This window comes from Pseudoflavonifractor gallinarum (genome assembly GCF_014982855.1).
Taxonomy (GTDB): Bacteria; Bacillota; Clostridia; order Oscillospirales; family Oscillospiraceae; genus Pseudoflavonifractor_A; species Pseudoflavonifractor_A gallinarum.
Window position 1 is genome coordinate 141823 of record NZ_JADCKF010000006.1, and the last position, 21614, is coordinate 163436.

Annotated in this window: 21 protein-coding genes and 1 pseudogene; 6 read left to right on the forward strand and 16 right to left on the reverse strand. The window is 62.0% G+C overall.

Annotation, left to right across the window (positions count from 1 at the left end):
* Positions 1-14 precede the first annotated feature (14 nt).
* Positions 15-740 carry a tRNA (adenosine(37)-N6)-threonylcarbamoyltransferase complex dimerization subunit type 1 TsaB gene (tsaB, locus tag INF37_RS08160; RefSeq protein ID WP_235964259.1) on the reverse strand — a complete coding sequence of 242 codons (726 nt, stop codon included), beginning with the start codon at positions 738-740 and terminating at the stop codon, positions 15-17.
* On the reverse strand, positions 737-1186 hold the full coding sequence (gene tsaE / locus INF37_RS08165; protein WP_186962788.1) for a tRNA (adenosine(37)-N6)-threonylcarbamoyltransferase complex ATPase subunit type 1 TsaE: 450 nt from the start codon (positions 1184-1186) through the stop codon (positions 737-739). Before tsaE ends, tsaB begins: the two co-directional genes overlap by 4 nt.
* Positions 1187-1334: 148 nt before the next feature.
* Between tsaE and INF37_RS08170 the strand changes: the two genes are divergently transcribed.
* On the forward strand, positions 1335-2555 hold the full coding sequence (locus tag INF37_RS08170) for an FtsW/RodA/SpoVE family cell cycle protein (RefSeq protein WP_235964260.1): 1221 nt from the start codon (positions 1335-1337) through the stop codon (positions 2553-2555).
* A gap of 75 nt (positions 2556-2630) precedes the next feature.
* Complete coding sequence (locus tag INF37_RS08175; protein WP_193537617.1) at positions 2631-3968, forward strand: S-layer homology domain-containing protein; 1338 nt, start codon at positions 2631-2633, stop codon at positions 3966-3968.
* Positions 3969-4032: 64 nt separating this feature from the next.
* Here INF37_RS08175 and gltA read toward each other — a convergent pair whose 3' ends face one another.
* Together gltA and INF37_RS08185 are read right to left on the reverse strand one after the other, a co-directional pair.
* Complete coding sequence (gene gltA, locus INF37_RS08180) at positions 4033-5427, reverse strand: NADPH-dependent glutamate synthase (RefSeq protein WP_193537619.1); 1395 nt, start codon at positions 5425-5427, stop codon at positions 4033-4035.
* Between the two features lie 15 nt (positions 5428-5442).
* The gene (locus INF37_RS08185; protein WP_186962791.1) at positions 5443-6303 is read right to left on the reverse strand and encodes a sulfide/dihydroorotate dehydrogenase-like FAD/NAD-binding protein; all 861 of its coding nucleotides are present in this window, start codon (positions 6301-6303) and stop codon (positions 5443-5445) included.
* Positions 6304-6690: 387 nt separating this feature from the next.
* Between INF37_RS08185 and INF37_RS08190 the strand changes: the two genes are divergently transcribed.
* On the forward strand, positions 6691-7233 hold the full coding sequence (locus INF37_RS08190; RefSeq protein WP_193537621.1) for a beta-class carbonic anhydrase: 543 nt from the start codon (positions 6691-6693) through the stop codon (positions 7231-7233).
* 10 nt (positions 7234-7243) lie between these two features.
* Here INF37_RS08190 and INF37_RS08195 read toward each other — a convergent pair whose 3' ends face one another.
* The 8 genes from INF37_RS08195 to INF37_RS08230 all read right to left on the reverse strand — a co-directional run bounded on the left by INF37_RS08195 (position 7244) and on the right by INF37_RS08230 (position 15161).
* Entirely contained in the window at positions 7244-8155 is a 912-nt protein-coding gene (locus INF37_RS08195) for a sensor histidine kinase (RefSeq protein ID WP_193537623.1), read from the reverse strand.
* A gap of 366 nt (positions 8156-8521) precedes the next feature.
* Positions 8522-9277 (reverse strand): ABC transporter permease subunit, encoded by a 756-nt coding sequence (locus tag INF37_RS08200; RefSeq protein WP_193537625.1) that lies wholly within the window; start codon positions 9275-9277, stop codon positions 8522-8524.
* Positions 9278-9300: 23 nt separating this feature from the next.
* Positions 9301-10056, reverse strand: coding sequence for an ABC transporter permease (locus INF37_RS08205; protein ID WP_193537627.1), 756 nt, complete (start codon positions 10054-10056; stop codon positions 9301-9303).
* Positions 10049-10972 (reverse strand): ABC transporter ATP-binding protein, encoded by a 924-nt coding sequence (locus INF37_RS08210; protein ID WP_193537629.1) that lies wholly within the window; start codon positions 10970-10972, stop codon positions 10049-10051. Before INF37_RS08210 ends, INF37_RS08205 begins: the two co-directional genes overlap by 8 nt.
* Before the next feature lie 103 nt (positions 10973-11075).
* Complete coding sequence (locus INF37_RS08215) at positions 11076-11771, reverse strand: response regulator transcription factor (RefSeq protein WP_101693487.1); 696 nt, start codon at positions 11769-11771, stop codon at positions 11076-11078.
* Positions 11772-11789: 18 nt separating this feature from the next.
* Positions 11790-13517, reverse strand: coding sequence for an Rqc2 family fibronectin-binding protein (locus INF37_RS08220; RefSeq protein ID WP_193537631.1), 1728 nt, complete (start codon positions 13515-13517; stop codon positions 11790-11792).
* A 3-nt stretch (positions 13518-13520) separates the two neighbouring features.
* Complete coding sequence (locus INF37_RS08225; protein ID WP_101693489.1) at positions 13521-13919, reverse strand: Mini-ribonuclease 3; 399 nt, start codon at positions 13917-13919, stop codon at positions 13521-13523.
* A 12-nt stretch (positions 13920-13931) separates the two neighbouring features.
* Positions 13932-15161 carry a class I SAM-dependent rRNA methyltransferase gene (locus INF37_RS08230; RefSeq protein ID WP_193537633.1) on the reverse strand — a complete coding sequence of 410 codons (1230 nt, stop codon included), beginning with the start codon at positions 15159-15161 and terminating at the stop codon, positions 13932-13934.
* Between the two features lie 145 nt (positions 15162-15306).
* Between INF37_RS08230 and INF37_RS08235 the strand changes: the two genes are divergently transcribed.
* Positions 15307-15930, forward strand: a complete 624-nt coding sequence (locus INF37_RS08235; protein WP_101693491.1) for a superoxide dismutase — start codon at positions 15307-15309, stop codon at positions 15928-15930.
* Between the two features lie 41 nt (positions 15931-15971).
* Here the strand turns inward: INF37_RS08235 and INF37_RS08240 are convergent, their stop codons facing one another.
* Both INF37_RS08240 and hprK read right to left on the reverse strand, forming a co-directional pair.
* Entirely contained in the window at positions 15972-16820 is an 849-nt protein-coding gene (locus INF37_RS08240) for a C39 family peptidase (RefSeq protein WP_193537635.1), read from the reverse strand.
* Positions 16821-17037: 217 nt separating this feature from the next.
* On the reverse strand, positions 17038-17982 hold the full coding sequence (gene hprK, locus INF37_RS08245) for an HPr(Ser) kinase/phosphatase (protein ID WP_101693493.1): 945 nt from the start codon (positions 17980-17982) through the stop codon (positions 17038-17040).
* A gap of 205 nt (positions 17983-18187) precedes the next feature.
* Between hprK and rpmB the strand changes: the two genes are divergently transcribed.
* A complete protein-coding gene (gene rpmB, locus INF37_RS08250; RefSeq protein ID WP_101693494.1) occupies positions 18188-18376 on the forward strand; it encodes a 50S ribosomal protein L28 in 189 nt (62 codons plus the stop codon).
* Between the two features lie 124 nt (positions 18377-18500).
* Here rpmB and proC read toward each other — a convergent pair.
* Positions 18501-19313 (reverse strand): annotated as a pseudogene (gene proC / locus INF37_RS08255) (pyrroline-5-carboxylate reductase); the annotation flags it as partial.
* A 269-nt stretch (positions 19314-19582) separates the two neighbouring features.
* Here proC and INF37_RS08260 point away from each other — a divergent pair.
* A complete protein-coding gene (locus INF37_RS08260) occupies positions 19583-20776 on the forward strand; it encodes a coenzyme F420-0:L-glutamate ligase (protein WP_101693498.1) in 1194 nt (397 codons plus the stop codon).
* A 55-nt stretch (positions 20777-20831) separates the two neighbouring features.
* Here INF37_RS08260 and INF37_RS08265 read toward each other — a convergent pair whose 3' ends face one another.
* Positions 20832-21452, reverse strand: a complete 621-nt coding sequence (locus INF37_RS08265; RefSeq protein WP_186962799.1) for a flavodoxin family protein — start codon at positions 21450-21452, stop codon at positions 20832-20834.
* Positions 21453-21614: the final 162 nt, after the last annotated feature.

Genomic DNA, 21614 nt, shown 5'->3' on the forward strand with positions numbered 1-21614 from the left:
GGTATCTTCCCCTTTTATCTTGTTTTCTCAGCGGCTTCCTCCGCCCGGAGCCTTTCCAGCCGCTCCCGTTCCGCCTGAGAGAGGCGGTGGTAAACAGGGACCAGGCCCTGCGCGTCGGTCAGCGCCCCGGTTCGGGCCTGCTCCAGTGCCGCCCGGGCAACTCCCCAGGCGCTCTGATAGCGCAGATGGGGCGGCGCCAAATGGACATCCAGCCCCTGTTCCTTAAACGTAGTATAACATAAAAGCGCGCCGTCTCCAACCAGAATTTGCGGATTTTCCCTGTTTTTTAACTCGGCCGCCAGTTCCGGCAGGCCGATGGCCCGGTCGGGCGTGAGGCGCTCCAGTCCCTCTCCCGTTCCCTGGAAGCAGGCATTGTAGACCTGGCTGCGCCGGGCGTCCATCACGGCGCAGATCTCCCCGCCGGTGTGGGCCATGGTCCAGGCCATGGCCTCCAGGGTCGAGACCCCCGCACAGGGCTTTTCCGCCGGCCAGGCCAGTCCCTTGGCCGCCGCCACGCCGATCCGCAGCCCGGTAAAGGAGCCCGGACCAGCCGCCACCGCGATGAGATCGATCTCATCCAGGGTAGAAGCGCAGCTGTCCAGCATATGCTCCAGCATGGGCATCAGCGTGCGGCTGTGGGTCAGGCCGTTGTTCTGGAAGGACTGGGCGATCAGCTTCTCCTCCTCACACAGCGCCACGGAACAGGCCGTGGCCGAGGATTCCAGTGCCAAAATCTTCATGCTCTCCCCTCCTTCTCCGTGAGCGCGGGGGCCCCGGTGATGGTGAGGAGACGCTGGTCCTCTCCCGCTCCCCGGCGGATATCCACCCGGATACAGCCCGCTTCCAGGGCCCGCTCCACATTTTCGCTCCACTCTACGGCACACACGCCGCCCCGGGCCAGATAGTCCTCCCAGCCGATGTCAAAGAGCTCCTCCTCCGAGCCAAGGCGGTACATATCAAAGTGAAACAGCGGCAGACGGCCGCCCTCATATTCGTTGACGATGGTAAAGGTGGGACTGGTCACCCGCTCTGCGATGCCCAGGCCCCGGGCAAGCCCCCGGGTAAAGGCCGTCTTGCCCGCCCCCAGGTCTCCGGAAAAGGCCACCACCGACCCGGGTGTCAGCACCCGCGCCAAGGCCTCCCCCAGCGCCTCGGTATCGTCCACACAATTGGAAACATATTCCATGGATTCACGCTCCTTCAAACCGGGGATATTATAACATATCTTTGAAGAAAGCGCAAAACGGTTTACGTCTCTCCAAAAAGGTGATATGATAAGAGCCGTTCCTCGGAGCTTCCCGGCGGAAGCGCTCCGGATTTCTGATTGGTTCGATTTGGAAAGGAGGCCGTTTTCTCTGTCCTGGCTCACCGATTCCCTGAAAGAGTTTTTCCGCAAGGGCGACCTTGTGCTCCTCTCCCTCTGCCTGGCTGCCAGCGGCTTTGGACTGGTGCTCATTTGCAGCGCATCCCGCTATACCGAGAGCACCCGCTTCATGCCGGTCCAGTCCATCGCGATTGTGCTGGGCGTGCTGGTCTATATTGTGATGTCCTCGGTGGACGTGGAGCTTTTTACCGAAAAATCCTGGAAGTTTCTTCTGGCCTTCAACATCGGTTTTGTGCTGCTCACCCGCACCCCCATCGGTGTGGACCACGGCACGGGCAACCGCAGCTGGCTCTCCATCCCCGGTATCCCCTTTGAGCTCCAGCCTGCGGAGATCGTCAAGCTCACCTTTATCCTGCTTCTGGCCTGGCAGTGCAGCCGCATCCAGAGCCGGGGGCATGACATCAGCTCCATTCCCTCGGTCATGCAAATCACAGGACATACCCTGATGATGTTCGGCCTGATCGCAGTGGCCTCGGGCGACTTCGGCATGGGACTCACCTATCTCTTCATCTTCGTGGTGGTGGCCTGGGTGTCCGGTGTCAAGAAGCGTTGGTTTGTCCTGGCCATCCTGCTCTTTGCCGCCATGGTGGTGCTGATCGTTCTGTTCTGGGACAAGTTCAGCGGCATCTATTTCTTCCGCCGGATCAAGGTGGTGGTGGACCACATCACCGGCAACCCGGATACCCTCTACGATCAGACCATGGACACCGGGTGGCAGCAGACCAAGAGTATCACCGCCATCGGCAGCGGACAGCTCACCGGCATGGGTTACCTCAACGGCAACCTGACCCAGAGCGCCTATGCCACCAGCCTGCCCGCCCGGTACAACGACGAGATCTTCGCCGTCTGTGGTGAGGAGTTCGGCTTTATCGGCTGCGTGTTCCTGCTCCTCCTGATGTCTTCCATTATCCTGCGCTGCATCTGGGTGGCCCGGCGGGCCTGTTCCCCCCAGTCGGCCTACCTGGTGATGGGATATGCCGGAATGCTCCTGGCTCAGGTGGGCGTCAACATCGCCATGTGCCTGTATATCTTCCCCGTGGTGGGTCTGACCCTCCCCTTCGTGAGCTACGGCGGCTCCTCCATCATCACCATGTTTGCCGCCATGGGCATCGTATCCAGCGTAAAAATGCGCTCCCTCCCCAGCTGGCTGCGGGACCGGAGCAAATTATAGGAAAAACCGCATAACCTCCTTGTTTTGGGAAAGACTGTGGGTGATCCCATTTTTCCAAACAAGGAGGTTTTTTCTTTGAAGCATTCCGCACTGACCCGCCGCCTGGTATCCCTGGGTGCGCTGTGCGCCCTCACCCTGACCTTCTCCCTTCCCGCCTCCGCTTTTCTGTTCTGGGGCAAGGAGGAGACATCGGTCGGAGAGGCCACGGTGGCCGCCTTTGCCAAAAACGGCCTGCCGGGAGAGTCCATCTCCTTCTCCGCCGAGGATTTCCGGGTGGACGCCGACGGAGATGTGGCCCTGGACGCCGTGGTCATCTCCTCCCTTCCCGACGCCGCAGCCGGCGTGCTCACCCTGGCCGGTATCCCGCTGAACGTGGGGGATTCCGTCTCCATGGACGCGGTGGATGGACTGCGCTTTCTCGCCTCCACTCAGCCCACCGCGGCCACCTCGCAGTTTACCTTTGCCCCGGTCTTCTCCAACGGTGTGTCCGGCCGGGAGGTGGAGGTAGGGCTCTACCTTCTCTCCGCTGAGAACAACACCCCGGTGGCCCAGCATCTGGAGCTCTCCACCTATAAAAACACCGTACTCACCGCACCGTTCTCCGCCACCGATCCCGAGGGAGATCTGCTCTCCTACCAGCTGGTCAGCAAGCCGGCCCGGGGCGCGGTGACCATGCCCGCCGAGGGGGAGAACACCTTCACCTACACGCCCTATGAGGGCAAGACCGGAAAAGACGCCTTCACCTACGTGGCCGTGGACTCGGTGGGCAACACCTCCGCTCCGGCCAAGGTGACCATCACCATCGAGAAGCCCGCCACCAAGGTCACCTATGCGGATATGGACGGCCACGCCGCCGCCAACGCCGCCATTCGTCTGGCCGAAGAGGGGATCTTTGTGGGGGAATGTATGGGGGACTCCTACTTCTTCCAGCCTGATCTGCCTGTGACCCGCAGCCAGTTCGTGGCCATGGTGATGGATACCACCGGGCTGGAGGCCTTGGAGGACGTGAGCCGCACCGGCTTTGCCGACGACACCTCCATTCCCCAGTGGGCCAAGCCCTATGTGGCCTCCGCCCTCAAAGCGGGACTGGTTCAGGGGACCCAGAGCGCCGACGGACAGGTGGTGTTCCAGCCCCAGGCCCTCGTGACCCGGGCCGAGGCCAGCGTACTGCTCAACCGGGTGCTCCAGGTCACCGACGTGGCGCAGCCCACTTTCGGCGTGGATCTGACCGGCGCGCCCGCCTGGGCGGTCCAGTCGGCGGCCAACCTAGAGAGCTGCGGCGTCCTTCAGGCCGAGTCCAACGGCACACTTACCCTTTCCAACACCCTGACCCGGGCGGAGGCCGCCCAGCTTCTGGTCGGTGCGCTCAACGTACTGGAAAACCGGGAGACCGGGAGCTTCCTTCCCTGGTAACATGCAAAAACGCGCCGCAGAGCTTTGACTCTGCGGCGCGCTGTTGTTTTAGGGGTCAGCCGGATTACTTGCCGTACTTCTCCTGCAGGTACTTGTCCATGGCGGCAGCGGCCTTCTTGCCGGCGCCCATGGCCAGGATGACGGTGGCGGCGCCGGTCACGGCGTCACCGCCGGCGTACACGCCCTCACGGCTGGTAGCCATGGTCTCCTCATCGGCCACCAGGCAGCCCTTCTTGTTGGCCTCCAGGCCGGGGGTGGTGGAGCGGATCAGGGGGTTGGGGCTGGTGCCCAGGGACATGATGACGGTGTCCACTTCCAGCTCAAAGTTGGAACCGGGGATCTCCACCGGACGGCGGCGGCCGGAGGCGTCGGGCTCGCCCAGCTCCATCTTCACGCACTCCATGGCGCGGACCTTGCCGTGGCCGTCGTCCAGGATCTTGACGGGGTTGTTGAGGAACAGGAACTCGATGCCCTCTTCCTTGGCGTGATGGATCTCCTCCCGGCGGGCAGGCATGGCCTCCTCATCCCGGCGGTAGACCACATAGACCTTGGCGCCCATGCGCTTGGCGCAGCGGGCGGCGTCCATGGCCACGTTGCCGCCGCCCACGACGGCCACGGCCTTGGCGTCCTTCACGGGGGTGTCATAGCCCTCGCGGTAGGCCTTCATCAGGTTGATGCGGGTCAGGTACTCGTTGGCGGAGTACACACCGGCCAGAGCCTCGCCGGGAATACCCATGAACATGGGCAGGCCGGCACCGGAGCCGACGAACACGGCCTTGTAGCCGTCCTCAAACATCTCGTCGATGGTGTAGGTACGGCCCACCACCACGTCGCACTCCAGATCCGCGCCCAGAGCGCACAGCTTGTCGACCTCGTTCTGCACGATGGCCTTGGGCAGACGGAACTCGGGGATGCCGTAGACCAGCACGCCGCCAGCGGTGTGGAAGGCCTCGAAGATGGAGACCTGATAGCCCTTCTTGGCCAGATCGCTGGCGCAGGTCAGGCTGGCAGGGCCGGAGCCCACCACCGCCACCTTGATCCCGTTGGACGCGGGCTTCTCGGGCATGGCGTTGACGTTCTCACGGTACCAGTCGGCCACGAAGCGCTCCAGACGGCCAATGGCCACGGGCTCGCCCTTGATGCCGCGGACACAGTGGCACTCACACTGAGTCTCCTGGGGGCAGACACGGCCGCTGATGGAGGGCAGGGCATTGGTGCTGGTGATGACGTCATAGGCGCCCTGGAAGTCGCCCTCGGCCACCTTGGCGATGAACTCAGGGATGCGGATGTTCACGGGGCAGCCGTTGACGCAGGGCTTGTTCTTGCAGTTCAGGCAGCGCTTGGCCTCGTCGATGGCCATCTCGGCGGTGTAGCCCATGGCCACTTCTTCAAAGTTATGGTTACGGACGCCGGGATCCTGCTCCGGCATCGGATTCTTCGTCATGCTCATGTTCGGCATTTTCTTCGACCTCCCTTAGTGAATCATGTTCTTGGCGAGCGTCTCCATGCGGCAGGTGTGGCGCTCTTTTTCCTTGGCCTCACGCTCGCGGTACACGGAGTTGCGGTTCATCAGCTCGTCAAAATCCACCTTGTGGCCGTCAAAGTCGGGGCCGTCCACGCAGGCAAACTTCATCTCGCCGCCCACCGTGACACGGCAGCAGCCGCACATGCCGGTGCCGTCGATCATGATGGGGTTGAGGCTCACCAGGGTGTGGATGCCGAAGGGCTCGGTGGTCTTGCAGACAAACTTCATCATGGGAACGGGGCCGATGGCGATCACAGCGTCATACTGGTTGCCGGCCTCGATGAGGGCCTTGAGCTTGTCGGTGACAAAGCCCTTCTCGCCATAAGTGCCGTCGTCGGTGGTCAGGTAGAAGTTGTCACAGGCGGCCTTGAACTCCTCCTCCAGGATCACGATGTCCTTGGAGCGGAAACCGGCGATGACGTCCACCTGGATGCCCTCAGCGTGGAGGCTCTTGGCCTGGGGATAGGCGATGGCGCAGCCCACGCCGCCGCCGACCACGCACACCCGCTTCACATCGCCCAGCTCGGGGCGGGTGGGCTGGCCCAGGGGGCCTACGAAGTCCCGGATATAATCACCCTCATTGAGGTCGCCCAGCAGCTCCGTGGTCAGGCCCACCTTCTGGAACATGATGGTGATGGTGCCCTTCTCGCGGTCATAATCGCCGATGGTGAGGGGGATACGCTCGCCCTCCTCATCCAGACGCAGGATGATGAACTGTCCCGCCTGTGCCTTCTTGGCGATCATGGGGGCCTCGACTTCCAGCAGGGTCACGCTGGGATTGAGGACCTTCTTTCTCACGACTTTAACCATACCTTGATCTTTCCTTTCCTCCGACTCGGCCAATGCCCGCACGTTTCCAGACCATCCCGTTTCCCTTCGGTGGGGCTGGACAGCGGAGCCGGGGCCATCCGTCTCGTTTTCCGGCAGAACAGGGTCCCGCCGGACTCTCTAAACTCAACAAATAAGACTCATAAGTTTAATAAAAACGGCCTTCTGCTCCGTTTCAAGTCCTATGAGTTCTTATCCTCTAAGAAAAGATAGCAGTTTCCCATAACTTTGTCAAGAAATTATCAGAGCTTTTTCTCTATTTCTACAATCGCTCCGCAGGCAATCCGCAACACGCTGCCCGCTCTTTACATTGTTTTCCAAAAAGAGTATGATAATACAGTCAATCTCGTGAAAGGCGGTGGTCCTGATATGATCGATGAGATCCTGCGCTATAACCGCTCCTTTGTCTCTCAGGAGCGGTATGCCCCCTATCAGACCAGTAAATATCCCGACAAGCATCTGGCGGTCCTCTCCTGTATGGACACCCGGCTCACGGAACTGCTCCCCGCGGCGCTGGGACTGCGCAACGGGGATGTCAAGCTCATCAAGAATGCCGGCGCGGTAGTCAGCCATCCCTTCGGAAGCATCATGCGCAGCCTCCTCATCGCCGTCTATGAGCTGGGCGTGGAGGAGATCATGGTGGTGGGCCACTACGACTGCGGAGTGCAGCACATGGACGGTGAGGAAATGCTCCGCCATATGCGGGAGCGCGGCATCTCCGAGGACCGCATCCGTCTGGTGGAGAGCTGCGGCATTGACCTGCGCCGCTGGCTCACCGGCTTTGACAGTGCGGAGGACTCCGTCCGGGCCACCGTGGAGCAGATCGTCTCCCACCCGCTCATGCCGGACAGCCTGGTGGTGCGCGGCTTTCTGATGGACCCCGCCACCGGACGGCTGGACCCGGTCTCCTGACCGGAGAGCCTCACCCTCTCTCCCGCCACCTGGGCCAGGTGATCCGGATCTCAAAGCGCGCCTGATCTCCGGATGCGGTAACGGTGCATCCCATCTGTTCCCCCAGGGTCTTGACAATGGCAAGGCCCAACCCGGTGTTGCGTCCGGTACGCATCTTATCCGCCGTAAAAAACCGCTCAAACACCCGGGGCACATCCTCCGCCTCCAGCCCGGGGGCCGCATTGGCGAAGGAGCTGACGACCGTGCCCCCCTCCTGCCACAGACGGATGGACATGGGACCGGCGCCGTGGTCCAGCGCATTGCGCAGCAGATTGGTCCCGATCCGGAGCACGCCCCCCGGGTCGGCCTGGACGGGGGGCAGATCGGAGGGCAGATCCACCTCCATCTCAAACCCCGCCTCGGTAAAGTCGGTATAGAAGGAAGCCAGCAGCTCGGAAAAGACCGCCCTCAGGTCCACCCGCTGCTTTTCCAGCGGAAATTCCCCGCCCTCCAGCCGGGAGAGATCATAAAAGCTGGTGATGAGCCGCTGTAACGTCCGAGCCCGGCCCCGGATCACGCCCAGATATTCCGTCTGCTGTTCCTCGGTCAGGCCGCCCTCCTCCAGAAGCTGGAGGTAGCCCAAAATGGAGGTCAGCGGGGTGCGCAGATCGTGGGAGATGTTGGAGATCTGCCGCCGGAGCTCCCGCTCCCGGGCCCTTCCCTCCGCCCGCTCCTCCTGCCGAAGGGCCAGCAGCCGGTTGACCTCCTCCAGGAGGGCTTCCGCTGCGGCATTGGGGGCCTCGAGCCGTACCCGGGAGACGCTGTCCTGCTCCTCCAGCTGCCGAAGCTGCTCCACTGCCGAGCGGAGCGAGCGGTTCTGCATACGGCCCCAACACACCAGCACAATGCACAGCACCAGCAAGATTCCGCAGAGGATCCACATGGTCCTTTCCCCTTTCTTGAGGAGGGCCCACGCCTGTGGCCCCTTCCCCTTCCAAACAAATCGTGGCGCACCCGCTTTGCGCGGGTGCGCCTCAGCGTGTCGAAACATTCGACACGCTTCTCAAAAATGCAAGCATTTTTTCGAGGGGATGCAGGCCGTCGCGCGCATGGCCCAAAGGGCCACACACTTACAGCCTGAGCAGAGTGTTTTCCGACGTACACGCCGCCGGAAAACACGATTTGACTCCATTCCGCCATCTGCGGACGGCGGAACTCTGCGAGGCTCTTGCAGCACAAAGTGCAGAAATACACTTTATCGACAGCCTGTGGCGCACCCGCTTTACGCGGGTGCGCCTATTTTTTCTGTCTACCGGATGTCTTTCCGTTTCAACAGAGCCAATCCGGCCGCCGTGCTGGCAGCCAGCCATCCCAGGCCCACGCCCCAACACCAGACCTGATACGTCCAGGTCAGCCATCCGCTCAGAAACCGGGGCGTCAGAAGCAGAGAGGGCATAAAAACCGCCTCGGCAACGGTTGCCGTCCAAGAGGAGGTGTTGCCCGCAAAGAGGATGGCCACGAACACCAATAAAATGGGCTGTCCAAAAAAGAAATAAATATAGTATCCGCAGATCCACACCGCCGTGTTCCGGATGGCCAGCGCCGCCATATGGCAGACCCCCGCCATACCGCACCAGATGGGCACCGCGCCCAGGAGAGAAAAGCCCAGCACCACCAGATTGGTCCACTCCTGTTCCGGATCGCTGTGGTTCAGCAGCAGCCACCCCCCGATGAGGCAGGCCCCCAGCAGGATGGCACACAGGGCCAGCCCGGCCAGCAGGACCGCAATCAGTTTTCCCAGATAGATCCGGGTGCGGCTCAGGCCAAAGGCTACCTCATGCTTCAGGGTATCGGGTGCGCCGTCATCCACCAGTAGCACCAGCAGGGGCGCGACCAGGACGCCCGCCACCAGGACCACCGTGCATGCCGCCACGAGATTGCTGTACTCTCTCCCGCTCAAGAGGACGGAATAGACCACCATGAGCAGAAAGAGAATGCCCCAGGTCAGAAAGAGCGCAGGGCGCTGCGTGAGCTTCCACAGCTCCGCCTTGACATAGTTGAACATATGGAAGCTCCCCCCTTTCCACCTCAGCGAATCTCCTTTTTCTGGAACAGGCCCATCCCGATCCCGGTGGCAGCACCGAACCAGACCAGTCCGGTGATCCAGCATCGGGCCAGATAGCCTCCATCAAAGGCATGATTTCTCAGGTCCTCCAGCATCACGGCGGGCATAAAGCCCCGCAGCGTCTCAAAGATCGGGTGGAACAGGATACCAAAGGCCTGAAACACACTGGGCAGGACCGTCAGGATCGCGACCCCCAGGAAGGCTCCCATGGTGGAGCTGCGCACATGGAAGTAGCAGGCCATCACCACCGCCTGGGCCGCCATCCACAGCGGCAGCGCCCCGGCCAGGCAGTAACCCACCGCGGCCAGCGCCTGCCCGTCTTCTCCGCTGTGGGGGAAGAGAAGCCAGCACCCCGCCAGATAGAAGCCCACCAGCACTGCGCAGGCCAGGACAGCCACCGCCAGGGAGACCAACAGTTTACCCAGATAGATCCGCTCTCTGGGCAGTCCGTAGGACACCTCATTTTTCAGTGTGGTATGCTTGTACTGGTCGGAAAACACCACATCTCCTGTCAAAAACGTGGCATACATACCAAAGGTCAGCAGCAGGGCCACAATCATGCTGGTGGAGTAAAAGGAAACCTGGGGATTGCCCCAGGAATAGGTGCTCCAATACCCCCACAGGAGCACGCCCTCCAGGGCCAGGCAGATGGCCAGGGCCACATAGAGATACTTGCGCCGGAACACCTTGAAACACTCGGCAGTCAGATAGTTACGCATGGTGGACACCTCCGATCAGGCCCAGGAAGTAATCCTCCAGATTGGCCCCCTGGGGCTCCACGGCGGAGAGGCCCACGCCCGCCTCTACCAGGGCACGGGTGACCTCTCCCGGCCGGTCCAGATGACTGTAAAGCCGGATGACCGACGGACTGAGCACCTCAAAGTCCCGGGTTGCCAAATCTTCCTCCAGGACCCGGGCCGCCTTGGCGGCGTCGTCCACCCGCAGCTCCAGACAGGCCCGGCACTTCTCACTCAGCCGCGCGGCGGAGATCTGCTCCAGCAGCACGCCGTGGTCGATGAACCCGTAGCAGGTGGCCAGGTTGGCAAGCTCGCTCAGAATGTGGCTGGAGATCAGGATGGTGGTCTGCCGGTCCCGGTTGAGCTTCAGGAGCAGGTTCCGAAACTCCACGATCCCCTCCGGGTCCAGGCCGTTGATGGGCTCGTCCAGGAGCAGGAGGTCGGGGCGGTTCATCAGGGCCAGCGCCAGGCCCAGGCGCTGCTTCATGCCCAGAGAAAAATGCTTGAACGGCTTGGTCCCGGTATCCGTCAGTCCGGCCGCCTCCAGCGCCTCGTCCACCGCATTCCTCCCCGGGATGCCCCGCTGAATGCGGTAATACTCCAGATTCTGACGGGCGTTAAGATAGGGATAAAAGCTGGGGGTCTCCACCATGGCCCCGGTACGGGCGCGCATACGGGCATTTTCCCGCTCGCCCTGAGCCCCAAAGAGGGAGATATCCCCCTCGGTGGGGGTGGTCTGAGCCGTGATCATCCGAATGATGGTGGTCTTTCCGGCGCCGTTGCGTCCGACCAGGCCGTAGATCTGTCCCCGTTCCAGGTCCAGATTGATATGATCCGCGGCCAGCGCATGGCCGTAGCGCTTGGTAAGGCCCCGGGTCGTCAATACTTGTTCTGCCATACAGGCATCAACCCTTCCTTTTTGATTGTGATGCCATTGTAGCAGCTCGTCCATAAAGCCGAATAAAGCAAAGATTAAGAATGTCTAAACTCTGCCCGGGGACTCACTCGTTCTCCTCCGCCATTTTGAACCCAATGCCCCAGACCGTCTTGATATAGTCCCCCTTGCTGACCTTGTTCAGCTTGGAGCGCAGGTTGGAGATGTGGACATTCACCGTATTATCATCCCCCATAAACTCCCCGCCCCATACCTGCTCATAGAGCTGTTCCCGGGTAAAGACCTTTTTCGGATGGGCCATCAGCAGGGCCAGGATCTCAAACTCCCGGGCGGTCAGGCTGGCGGGCTTTCCGTCCACGGTGACGGTCACGCTCTCCCGGTCCAGGACCAGCGCGCCGTGGGTGAGGACCTGCCCCGCCCCGCCGCCGGAAAACTCCTTGTACCGCCGCAGCTGGGCCTCCACCCGGGCCAGGACCTCCGCGTTGTCAAAGGGCTTGGGGATGAAATCGTCCGCCCCCAGCCGCAGGACGTTCACCCGGTCCTCCAGTCCCGCCTTGGCCGAGAGGACCAGGATGGGCATGGTCTTTTTCCGGCGCATCTTCTGGATGAATTCCTCTCCGGTCAGACCGGGAAGCATCAGATCCAGCAGCACCAGGTCATAGTTGTACTGGGTGGCCCAGAGCTCCGCCTCACTCCCGGAAAAGGCGGGGCGGCAGTCGTATCCCGCGTTCCCCAACACCGTACAGAGCAGGCGGTTGATGTCCGGGTCGTCCTCTACCACCAGAATGTGACAGTTCTCCATGGCACTTTCCTCCTCTTATTATTTTATGCGCAGACGCTTCACCAGTTCCCCGTCCGGGTCCACATAGGCGGTCTCATAGGTGGTATAGATCACCATGCCGGGCCGGGCCCCCGCGGGCTTTTTCACATACTTGACCGGCGTATAGTCCACCGGCACCTTTCTTCCCTCCCGTCCCTGGGAGAACCAGGCCGCCAGCACCGCCGCCTCGTGGAGGCTCTGCACGTCGGGGGTCCCTCCCTCGGTCCAGAGGATCACGTGGGAGCCGTGGATCTTCTGAGTGTGGAACCAGATGTCGCTCTTGAAGGCCATCTTGGTGGTGAGCTGGTCGTTCTGACTGTTGTTCTTGCCCACCGAGATCCGCAATCCCGCGGAGGAGCGGAACTCCATGGGCTTGCCCGACACCCGCTTCTCCCGCTTGGCGGCCGTCTTGCCCCGGCGGAGATAGCCGGTGTCGGCCAGCTCCTGCCGGATCTCCTGCAAATCCCGCTCGCCCTCGGCCAGGGTGATGTTCTCCAGCACACTGTTGAGGTACTCCAGCTCCTTCTCACCCTTTTCGATCTGGATGGTGAGCATCTCCTCGGCGGTCTTGGCCTTGTTGTAATCCTTATAATATTTGGCGGCGTTCTGCTGGGGAGTGCGGAGGGGATCCAGCCGGATCTCCACCTCCCGGCACTCCGGGTCATAGAAGTCCACCGCCCGCAGCACGCTCTGTCCCTTGTGCATGGCGTGGAGATTGGAGGTGATGATGTCCCCCAGCTCCCGCAACCGCTCCCGGTCCAGGGTGGCCTCCAGCTCCCGCTCCTGGTTGGCCAGCTTACGGGCCACCCGATCCCGGGCGCTGGTCACCGATTTGATGAGGTCCTGGCCCCTCTGGCGCACCCGCTCAGCCTGATCCCGGGTCTCATAGAATGCGTCCAGCATCGGAGAGAAGCGCTCCTGACGGCGGCACTCGGTCTCCGGTCCGTACTGGAGGATGGGCAGAAAGGTAAAGTCCACCGCCCGGCCCTCCCGCACCAGCAGATAGGGCGCAAAGCGCTTTTCCTGCACCTCCGTGCGGAATTTCTCCAGCTCCTCCCGCAGTGCGGCAGGGTCCTCCCCGGCCCGGAAGACCAGTTCCCGGGCGATGAGGGGGGAGATGCCCGTAAAGGCGTCCAGCAGGAGCTTGTCCAGACTCTTCCCCATGGGATTTTCCAGGGCGGCGGCCCGCTCCTCCTCCGAGCAGGCGAGCAGGTCCAGCTTGTCCGGCGCAGGCGGCAGGCGGTAGAACATCCCGGGCAATACCTGCCGCTGGTTGGAGGCAAGATCTCCGTCCACCCGGCGCAGGCAGTCCACGATCCGCCCCTCCCCGTCCAGCAGGATGAGGTTGGCCCGGCGGCCCATACACTCCAGGATCAGGCGCCGCTCCACCCGGTCACCCAGCTCGTCCAGGACCTCCAGCCGGAAGTCCAGCAGGCGCTCCATGGGGGGCTGGACGATCTCCAGGATGCGGCCCCCGGTCAGGTGCTTGCGCAGGAGCATACAGAACATGGGGGGCGTGCCCGGGTTCTCCCGGCTGACGGTGGTGAGCTGGGCCCGGGGCTGGTTGGGGCTGGCCGAGAGGAGGAGCTTTCCGTTCCCCTCGTTTCCCCGTACGGCCAGCACCACCTCGTCCCGGCCGGGCTGATATACTTTATCGATGCGCCCGCCCACCAGGGCGGCGCGCAGCTCCTCCGCCACGGCGGAGAGGCAAATGGCGTCCAAGGGCATGGGTCACTCCTCCATCATATGGGCAAAGAGCTCGTTGAGCCGCTCGGTCCGCCCCTGCAAATAGAGCCAGCCGAAGAGGGCCTCCAGTCCGGTGGCACTCTGGTACTCGGCCCGGCTGGCCTTCTGGGGGACCGAGTGGGGGCTGGTGTTGCGTCCCCGGCGGTAGACGTCTCCCTCCTCCTCGCTGAGCAGGGGGAGGATCCGCTCCACCGCCTGGGCCTGGGCAGGGGCGGCCACATAGCGGACGGTGGCCTTGTGGAGGCCCCGGGCGCTGGCCTTGCCGTGCAGGCACAGCCAGGAGCGCACCATCACCTCAAAGACCGCGTCCCCCAGATGGGCCAGGCCCAGGTTGCTGATCCCGGCGATCTGGTCGCGGGAGGCATTCAAGTGAAAATAATCCATGGTCGTTCTCCTTTATACCACCTGGAACAGGTAGAATTTCAGGTAATTGGTCTCGGGTACATTCCACAGGATGGGATGGTCGGGCGACTGCTGGCGGGCCTCGATCTGCCGCAGCTGTACGCCCGCGTCCCGGGCCGCGCTGTGGAGCATCCGCACGAACCGCTCCTCATCCATGAAGTGGGAGCAGGAGCAGGTGGCCAGATAGCCGCCCCGGGGGAGCAGCTTCATGGCCCGGTAGTTGATCTCCTTATAGCCCCGTGCGGCGGCGTCAATGGTCTTGCGGCTCTTGGTGAAGGCGGGCGGGTCCAGGATGATGAAGTCGTAGGGATGGCCCCCCTTCTCCTCCAGAGCAGGCAGAAGGTCGAACACATTGGCCGCCGTAAAGTCCATGATCCCCTCCAGGCCGTTGCGCCGGGCATTCTCCCGGGCCATCTCCACCGCCAGCTCAGACACATCCACGGCGGTCACATGGGCCGCGCCCCCCTTGGCGGCGTTCAGGGCAAAGGAGCCGGTGTGGGTAAAGCAGTCCAGCACCCGCTTGCCCCGGGCCAGCCGGGCCACAGCCTGGCGGTTGTACTTCTGGTCCAGGAAAAAGCCGGTCTTCTGTCCGTTCTCCACGTCCACGGCGTACTCCACACCGTTTTCCACGATGGCGGTGCGGGGACTCTCCGGGACCGGGACTCCCTCCAGATGGAACCATCCCTTGTTCTCCGCCAGCCCCTCGTGGGCCCGGATGGCCACGTCGTTGCGCTCATAGATCCCCCGGATGGTCTGTCCGTCCTCGGTCAGCACTTTATAGATCAGGGGGAAGATCATCTCCTTGCGCAGCTCCATTCCCAGCGAGAGGGTCTGGGTCACCAGCAGGTCATGGAACCGGTCCACCGTGAGTCCGGGGAAGGAATCGGCCTCCCCGAAGATGATGCGGCAGCAGTCGGTATCCTCCCCCATGACCGTCTTGCGGTACTCCCAGGCGTAGCGCACCCGGCGCTCCCAGAAGGCCTCGTCAAACCGGTCGTTGGCATTGCGGGAGATGAGACGCACCCGGATCCGGGAGGTCTCGCTGAGAAATCCCGTGCCCAGGTAGCGGCCCTTTCCGCTCACCACATCCACCAGAGCGCCGTTCTCATACGCGCCCTCGATGGAGACGATCTCCCCGTCGTACACCCAGGGGTGTCCGCCCAGCAGGGCTCGCTCTCCCTTTGGCGTGATGGTCACTTTCGCATATCCGCGTTCCTGTTTCATGGTCCCAGTCTCCCTCTTGTATGGCTTGCGGCAGACCCGCATATATTGGTATCTCACAGGGGGCGCACCCGGCGCGCCTGTAACGATTTAGTATACCGCAAAACCACCGGAAACACAACCGCCCCCCTGAAAGGAGTATGCAAGGATGGATCTGCGCTATCCCTATACCCTTCCCCCACTCCCCTACGGCTATGACGAGCTGTGTCCCGCCATCGGGGAGGAGACCCTCTGCTTTCACCACGACAAGCACCTCCGCTCCTACGTGGAGCAGCTCAACCGGGCGCTGGAGGACTGCGAGGCCGGCCGGAGCAAGACTCTGGAGGAGCTGCTCCGGGACCTGGACAGCCTGCCCGCCCAGGACCGTGTCCCGGTGGGCCGCAGCGCCGGCGGGGTGTACAACCACCTTCTGTATTTTGCCGGTCTCTCTCCCAGCGGCGGAGGAGAGCCTTCCGGAGCACTGGCCGAGGCCATCCAGAGGGATTTCGGGTCCTTTTTCGCCTGGAAGCGGCAGATGGCGGAGGCCGCACGTACCCTCTTCGGCTCGGGCTACGCCTGGTTGGTCTCCGACCGGGAGGGCGCGCTGTCCCTCCTGGCTCTGCCCAACCAGGACTGCCCCCTCACCCTGGGTCTGCGCCCCCTGCTCTGTCTGGACGTGTGGGAGCACGCCTACTATCTGGACGTGCGCAACCGCCGGGGCGACTACGTGGAGCGCTGGTTCTCCCTGCTCGCCTGGCCCCTGGCCGAGGCCCGTTACACCGCTCCCTGGTAGCGCAAAAGCCCCCGGGACCTATGTGGTCCCGGGGGCTTCCATCAAGCCTCCGTGGGAGTGGGGACGATAAAGAGCATATCGTTTCCGCCCTCTTCCTCGGTGAAGGAGTCATACATGGTGAAGTTGTAGTAGAACCGCTCGGCGGGATAGATGCCGTAGCCGTCCTGGTTGTGGTCGGTGGTGTCGTAGGAATCGGCCACAATGATGACGTCGTCCTGGGTGGTCTCGGTCCCCATGGTGTCATAGCCGATGATGACCTGCCAGTGGCCGCCCCAGTCGTTCCAGGCCACCAGGATGGGCTTGCCCTCGCTCAGCCACTGCTGGAAGGTCTCCAGCGTGACCTCGCTGTACACATCCTCATAGTCCAGGCTGGTAATATATTCAAAACCGCCCACGCCGTCCAGAATATCCATGGCCTGCTTCAGAGTGGTACCCGGATACCCTGCCATCCCGCCGGTGAGCTCATGGCGCAGCGCGGCCAGGCTCTCCTCATTCCAGTCGCCCAGCTTGCCGTAGTAGTCCATGGCCATCAGGATGGCGTCTACGCCGCAGCTCCACTCGCTGGTCTGCTGAATGGTCTTAAACTTGGGCAGGATGGTAAGGGTATCGGTGGATTCCATATTGTAGAAATCCGGATGCTTGAAGTAGGGGGAGTCCTCGTGATCTCCCGCCCGCTCGACGGAGTCGGCTCCGTCCTCGGGGGAGAGGTCCACGGCGTGTTCGATCTTCATCTCATCGCTGAAATTCTCCGCGGTCTGGGCCGCAGTCGGTTTGGCATCCGCAAGGGATGTCGTGTCCGCCCCGGAAGTCTGGGCCGCTCCCGCCGCGCAGCCGACCAGCGTGGTCAGCATCAGGGTGGAGGCCAGAGCCAGAGTGACAGGTTGTTTCATTTCTCGATCTCCTTTGTTGAGGGCATGTTGCCCTATTCCGATTTCACGCCAAATTCTGGACGCGATGGCTGTTATTATACGGCGTGTGCCGCCCCAGTGCAATGCACATTTTTTCCAAATTATACCCCTTATTCTTGCATAATATTTCTATCAATATGAATAAAAAAAACAGACCGGGCAACAAGTCGCCCGGTCTGTCTCTTATTGTATCGAAGGCTTAGAAATTTCCCATCGCCTGGTCAAAATGGCTCTCGATCTGCTTGGTGAACTCCAGCGCGGAGTTGAAGCCCATCTTTTTGTGGCGGTTGTTCATGGCCGCCACCTCAATGATGACCGCCAGGTTACGGCCCGGCTTCACGGGAACGGTGATGGTGGGCACCTTGACGTCCAAAATGTCCACATAGAGCTCGTCCAGTCCCAGACGGTCATAGACCGCATCCTCGCGCCAGGGCTCCAGGTTGATGACCATGTCGATCTCGGTCTCTTCCTTAATGGCGATCATACCGAAGATGCGGCGCACATCCACCACGCCGATGCCCCGCAGCTCGATATAGTGACGGATCAGCTCGGGAGCGGTGCCCATCAGGCTCTTGTTGTTGACCCGGCGGATCTCCACCGCGTCGTCCGCGATCAGACGGTGGCCGCGCTTGACCAGCTCAATGGCGGTCTCACTCTTGCCCACGCCCGAATCGCCCAGCAGCAGTACGCCCTCGCCGTAGACCTCCACCAGTACGCCGTGGCGGGTGATCCGGGGGGCCAGATGGTTATGCAGGGACGTGACGATGGCGCTGATGAGCACCGACGTGGTCTCATTGCTGCGCAGCACGGTGCGGTTGTATTTCTCCGCCATCTCCATGCACTCGGGGAAGGGCTCCATCCCGCGGGCGATGATGAACGCCGGAATCTCGCTCTGGAAGAGGGTTTCAAAGCGGATGCTCCGCTCCTCTGAGGTGATGCCGTCCAGATAGGTGCTCTCTACCAGGCCGATCACCTGGATGCGCTGGGCATCAAAGTAATCAAAAAATCCCGTCAGCTGAAGACCGGGGCGGTTGATATCCTCCGTGGAGATGGGAAGATCGCGGTACCCCTCCGCACCCCGCAATACCTCCAGATTGAATTCATCAATGAGACTACCTAGCTTGACGCTCAACGGCGTAGACATGGCTGGTCCCTCCCTGCTCGTGTAATGAGTCGCGCGTGTCTTAATATGGGATTAGTATACCACGTCTTCCAGCCCTTTGGCAACTCTCCCACAAGATGAGATCGAGTTTTTTTAAATTCCCTCTTGCATTTTCTCCTCTTTTCTGCTATTATATCGTTCGATGCTTTAAGAAGCGTGATATCTGCAAGCGAGGAGGTTTAAGCGAATGGCTAAATGTGAATTCTGCGACAAGGGCGTTGTGTTCGGTATCCAGGTCTCCCACTCTCACCGCCGCTCCAATCGTCCCTGGAAGCCCAACGTGAAGCGCGTCAAGGCGGTTGTCAATGGTACGCCCAAGCACGTCTATGTGTGCACCAGATGCCTCCGTTCGGGTAAGGTCACCCGCGCTGTGTAATTTGATTACCACAGAACAGAAGATCATGAGCCTGTACCGTTTCGGTACAGGCTCATTTCTTTTTTCCACGCCAAAACGGGCCGGATCCGCTCTCTGGAGCGGTCCGGCCCGTTTTCCGATTTGGTTATGCCTTGCCCAGGGCGGTATTTTTCTTCCAGGCAGCCTCCACTGCATCCAGCACCGCGCCGCGGAAGCCATGCCGCTCCAGCGCCGCCACACCCTCAATGGTGGAGCCGCCGGGCGAGCACACCGCATCCTTGAGGGCGCCCGGATGCTCCCCGCTCTCCAGCACCAGCGCCGCCGCGCCCAGCATGGTCTGGGCCGCAAACACCATGGCCTGCTTCCGGGGCAGGCCCGCCAGCACGCCGCCGTCGGCCATGGCCTCCAGGAAGGGATAGACAAAGGCCGGTCCGCATCCGGCCACCGCCGAGAAGGCGTCCATCAGCCGCTCCTCCAGCCGCTCGATCCGGCCGGACCCGGCCAGGATGGTCTCCACCGCCGCCAGGTGCTCCTCCGCCACGCCAAGGGCGGCGCACAGCGCGGTCATCCCCTTTCCGATGGCGCTGGGGGTGTTGGGCATGATACGCAGGATGGGGACCCCTTCCGGGGCCCAGGAGGCCAGAGTCTCGGTGGTGAGTCCGGCGGCCATGGATACCAGCACCTGACCCCGGGTGAGGACCGGGGCGATCTCCTCCAGCAGCTGGCGCACCATGTGGGGCTTGACGCCCAGGAAGAGATAGCGGGCGCTCTCCGCCGCCACCCGGTTGTCCTCCGCCACGGAGCAGCCGGTCTCATCCGCCAGGGCCTGGGCCTTGGCCCGGGTCCGGTTGGAAAGGATCACTTCTTCCGCCCCCACCGACCGGCAGGCCGCCCGCACCAGCGCACCGCCCATATTTCCCGTTCCCAAAAATGCTGCCTGCTTCATCCTGCAAGACCTCGCTTTCTTTTTTTGACCAGTTTACCACACCGTCCCCGTTCCGGCAATGCTTTCCAATCTTTGTTCAAGCAGTAAACAGCCCCGGCATAGCCCATACCCCCTGCCTTTCGCTGCCCGCTGGCCCCTCTCCCCTGTTTTTCCCGGGAGGACTGCAATCCGTCCAGTTTTTATTTTACATTTTCCGAGAATTATAGTATAATAGTTGTGCTCTTCTGTCAGAAGAGCACAATCTGTGTTTTGATTTGAATGAGTAATAGGAGTGTTGCAACATGAGCCGGATGGTCGGCACCATTTCCAGGGGCGTCCGGGCCCCCATTATCCGCAGCGGAGATGATCTCTCCCAGATCGTGCCCGCATCCGTCCTGGAGGCCGCCGCGGAGGACGGTTTTTCCGTCCGTGACCGGGACATCATCGCGATGACGGAGGCCATTGTGGCCCGTGCCCAGGGCAACTACGCCTCGGTGGACCACATTGCCGCCGATGTGCGCGCCAAGCTGGGCGGCGAGACCATCGGCGTCATCTTCCCCATCCTCAGCCGCAACCGCTTTGCCATCTGCCTGCGCGGCATCGCCAAGGGCGCCAAGAAGGTGGTGCTGATGCTGAGCTATCCCTCTGACGAGGTGGGCAACCATCTCATCGATGTGGACGTGATGGACGAGAAGGGCATCGATCCCTACCAGGACGTGCTCACCCTGGAGCGGTACCGGGAGCTGTTCGGGTACACCACTCACCCCTTTACCGGCGTAGACTATGTGGCCTACTACGCCGACCTTATCCGGGAGAGCGGCGCCGAGGTGGAGATCATCTTCGCCAACGATCCCCGCGCCATCCTCAAGTACACCAAGAACGTCCTGGCCTGTGACATCCACACCCGCAAGCGCACTAAGCGCCTGCTCAAGGCGGCGGGCGCCGAGCGTGTCTTTGGTCTGGACGACATCCTGACCGCCCCCGTGGACGGCAGCGGCTACAACGAGAAGTATGGTCTGCTGGGCTCCAACAAGTCCACCGAGGAGACTGTGAAGCTCTTCCCCCGGGAGTGCCAGGACCTGGTTGAGTCCATCCAGAAGATCATGCTGGAGAAGACCGGCAAGCACGTGGAGGTCATGGTCTACGGCGACGGCGCCTTCAAGGACCCCGTGGGCAAGATCTGGGAGCTGGCTGACCCGGTGGTCTCCCCTGCCTACACCGCTGGTCTGGAGGGCACTCCCAATGAGCTCAAGCTCAAGTACCTGGCCGACAACGACTTTGCCGACCTGTCCGGCGAGGCCCTGCGGGACGCCATCAAGGCGGAGATCCAGAAGAAGGACGGCAGCCTGGTGGGCAAGATGGTCTCCGAGGGTACCACTCCCCGCCGTCTCACCGACCTGATCGGCTCTCTGTGCGATCTGACCTCCGGTTCCGGCGATAAGGGCACCCCCATCGTCTACATCCAGGGTTACTTCGACAACTATACCACCGAATAACCGCAGAACAAAAAGGCCCCCGCGGCAAAACCGCAGGGGCCTTTTCTCCATTTGCTCAGCGGATGAAGTTGGTCCGCGCCTCCCGCTCGGCGGCCGGGGGCTCCACGCCCTGGGCCCGGCCCAGCTCGATGCAGCGCAGCAGCCAGGCCATATTCCGCCCCAGATTGCGCATGATCTGAAGTCCTTCCCGGTCCTGCTGTACCTCTTCCGGCCGGGTTCCATGGACCATGGGCCAGTAGGTGGAGGAGACCACCGGCATCTGTGAGATGGTGAAGTACTTGGTCAGCTGGTCCAGCGAGGCCGTCGTGCCCGCCCGCCGGGCCGAAACCACCGCCGCAGCGGGCTTGTGGGCAAAGCACTTTCCAGCATAGAAGGCCCGGTCCAGAAAGCTGGTGAGCGCGCCGTTGGCCGAGGCATAATAGACCGGAGAGCCGACGATCAGGCCGTCCGCCCCTTCCATCTTCTCCAAAAAGGAATTGACCTCTCCGCTGGGGAGAACACATCCCTTTCCGGCGGCGCACCCGCCGCAGCCGGCACAGCCGTGGATGGCCTGCGTCCCGATCCAGAAGATCTCGGTCTCCACGCCGCACTGCTCCAGCATATCGGCCGCCTCCCGCAGCGCTGTATAGGTACACCCTTTTTCGTGGGGGCTTCCGTTGAGCAACAATACCTTCATATTCGCTTCCTCCTGTTCTGATGGGGCGGTGGGATGGCATCCTCCTCCGCCTCCCTCCTATTATATATATGGAGGGGGACACATTGGGACCACTCCCTCCCATCGTCTGCTCCCATTATACCGCACTTTCCCGCTTCCGTACAAATCCAATCCCGGAGGTAT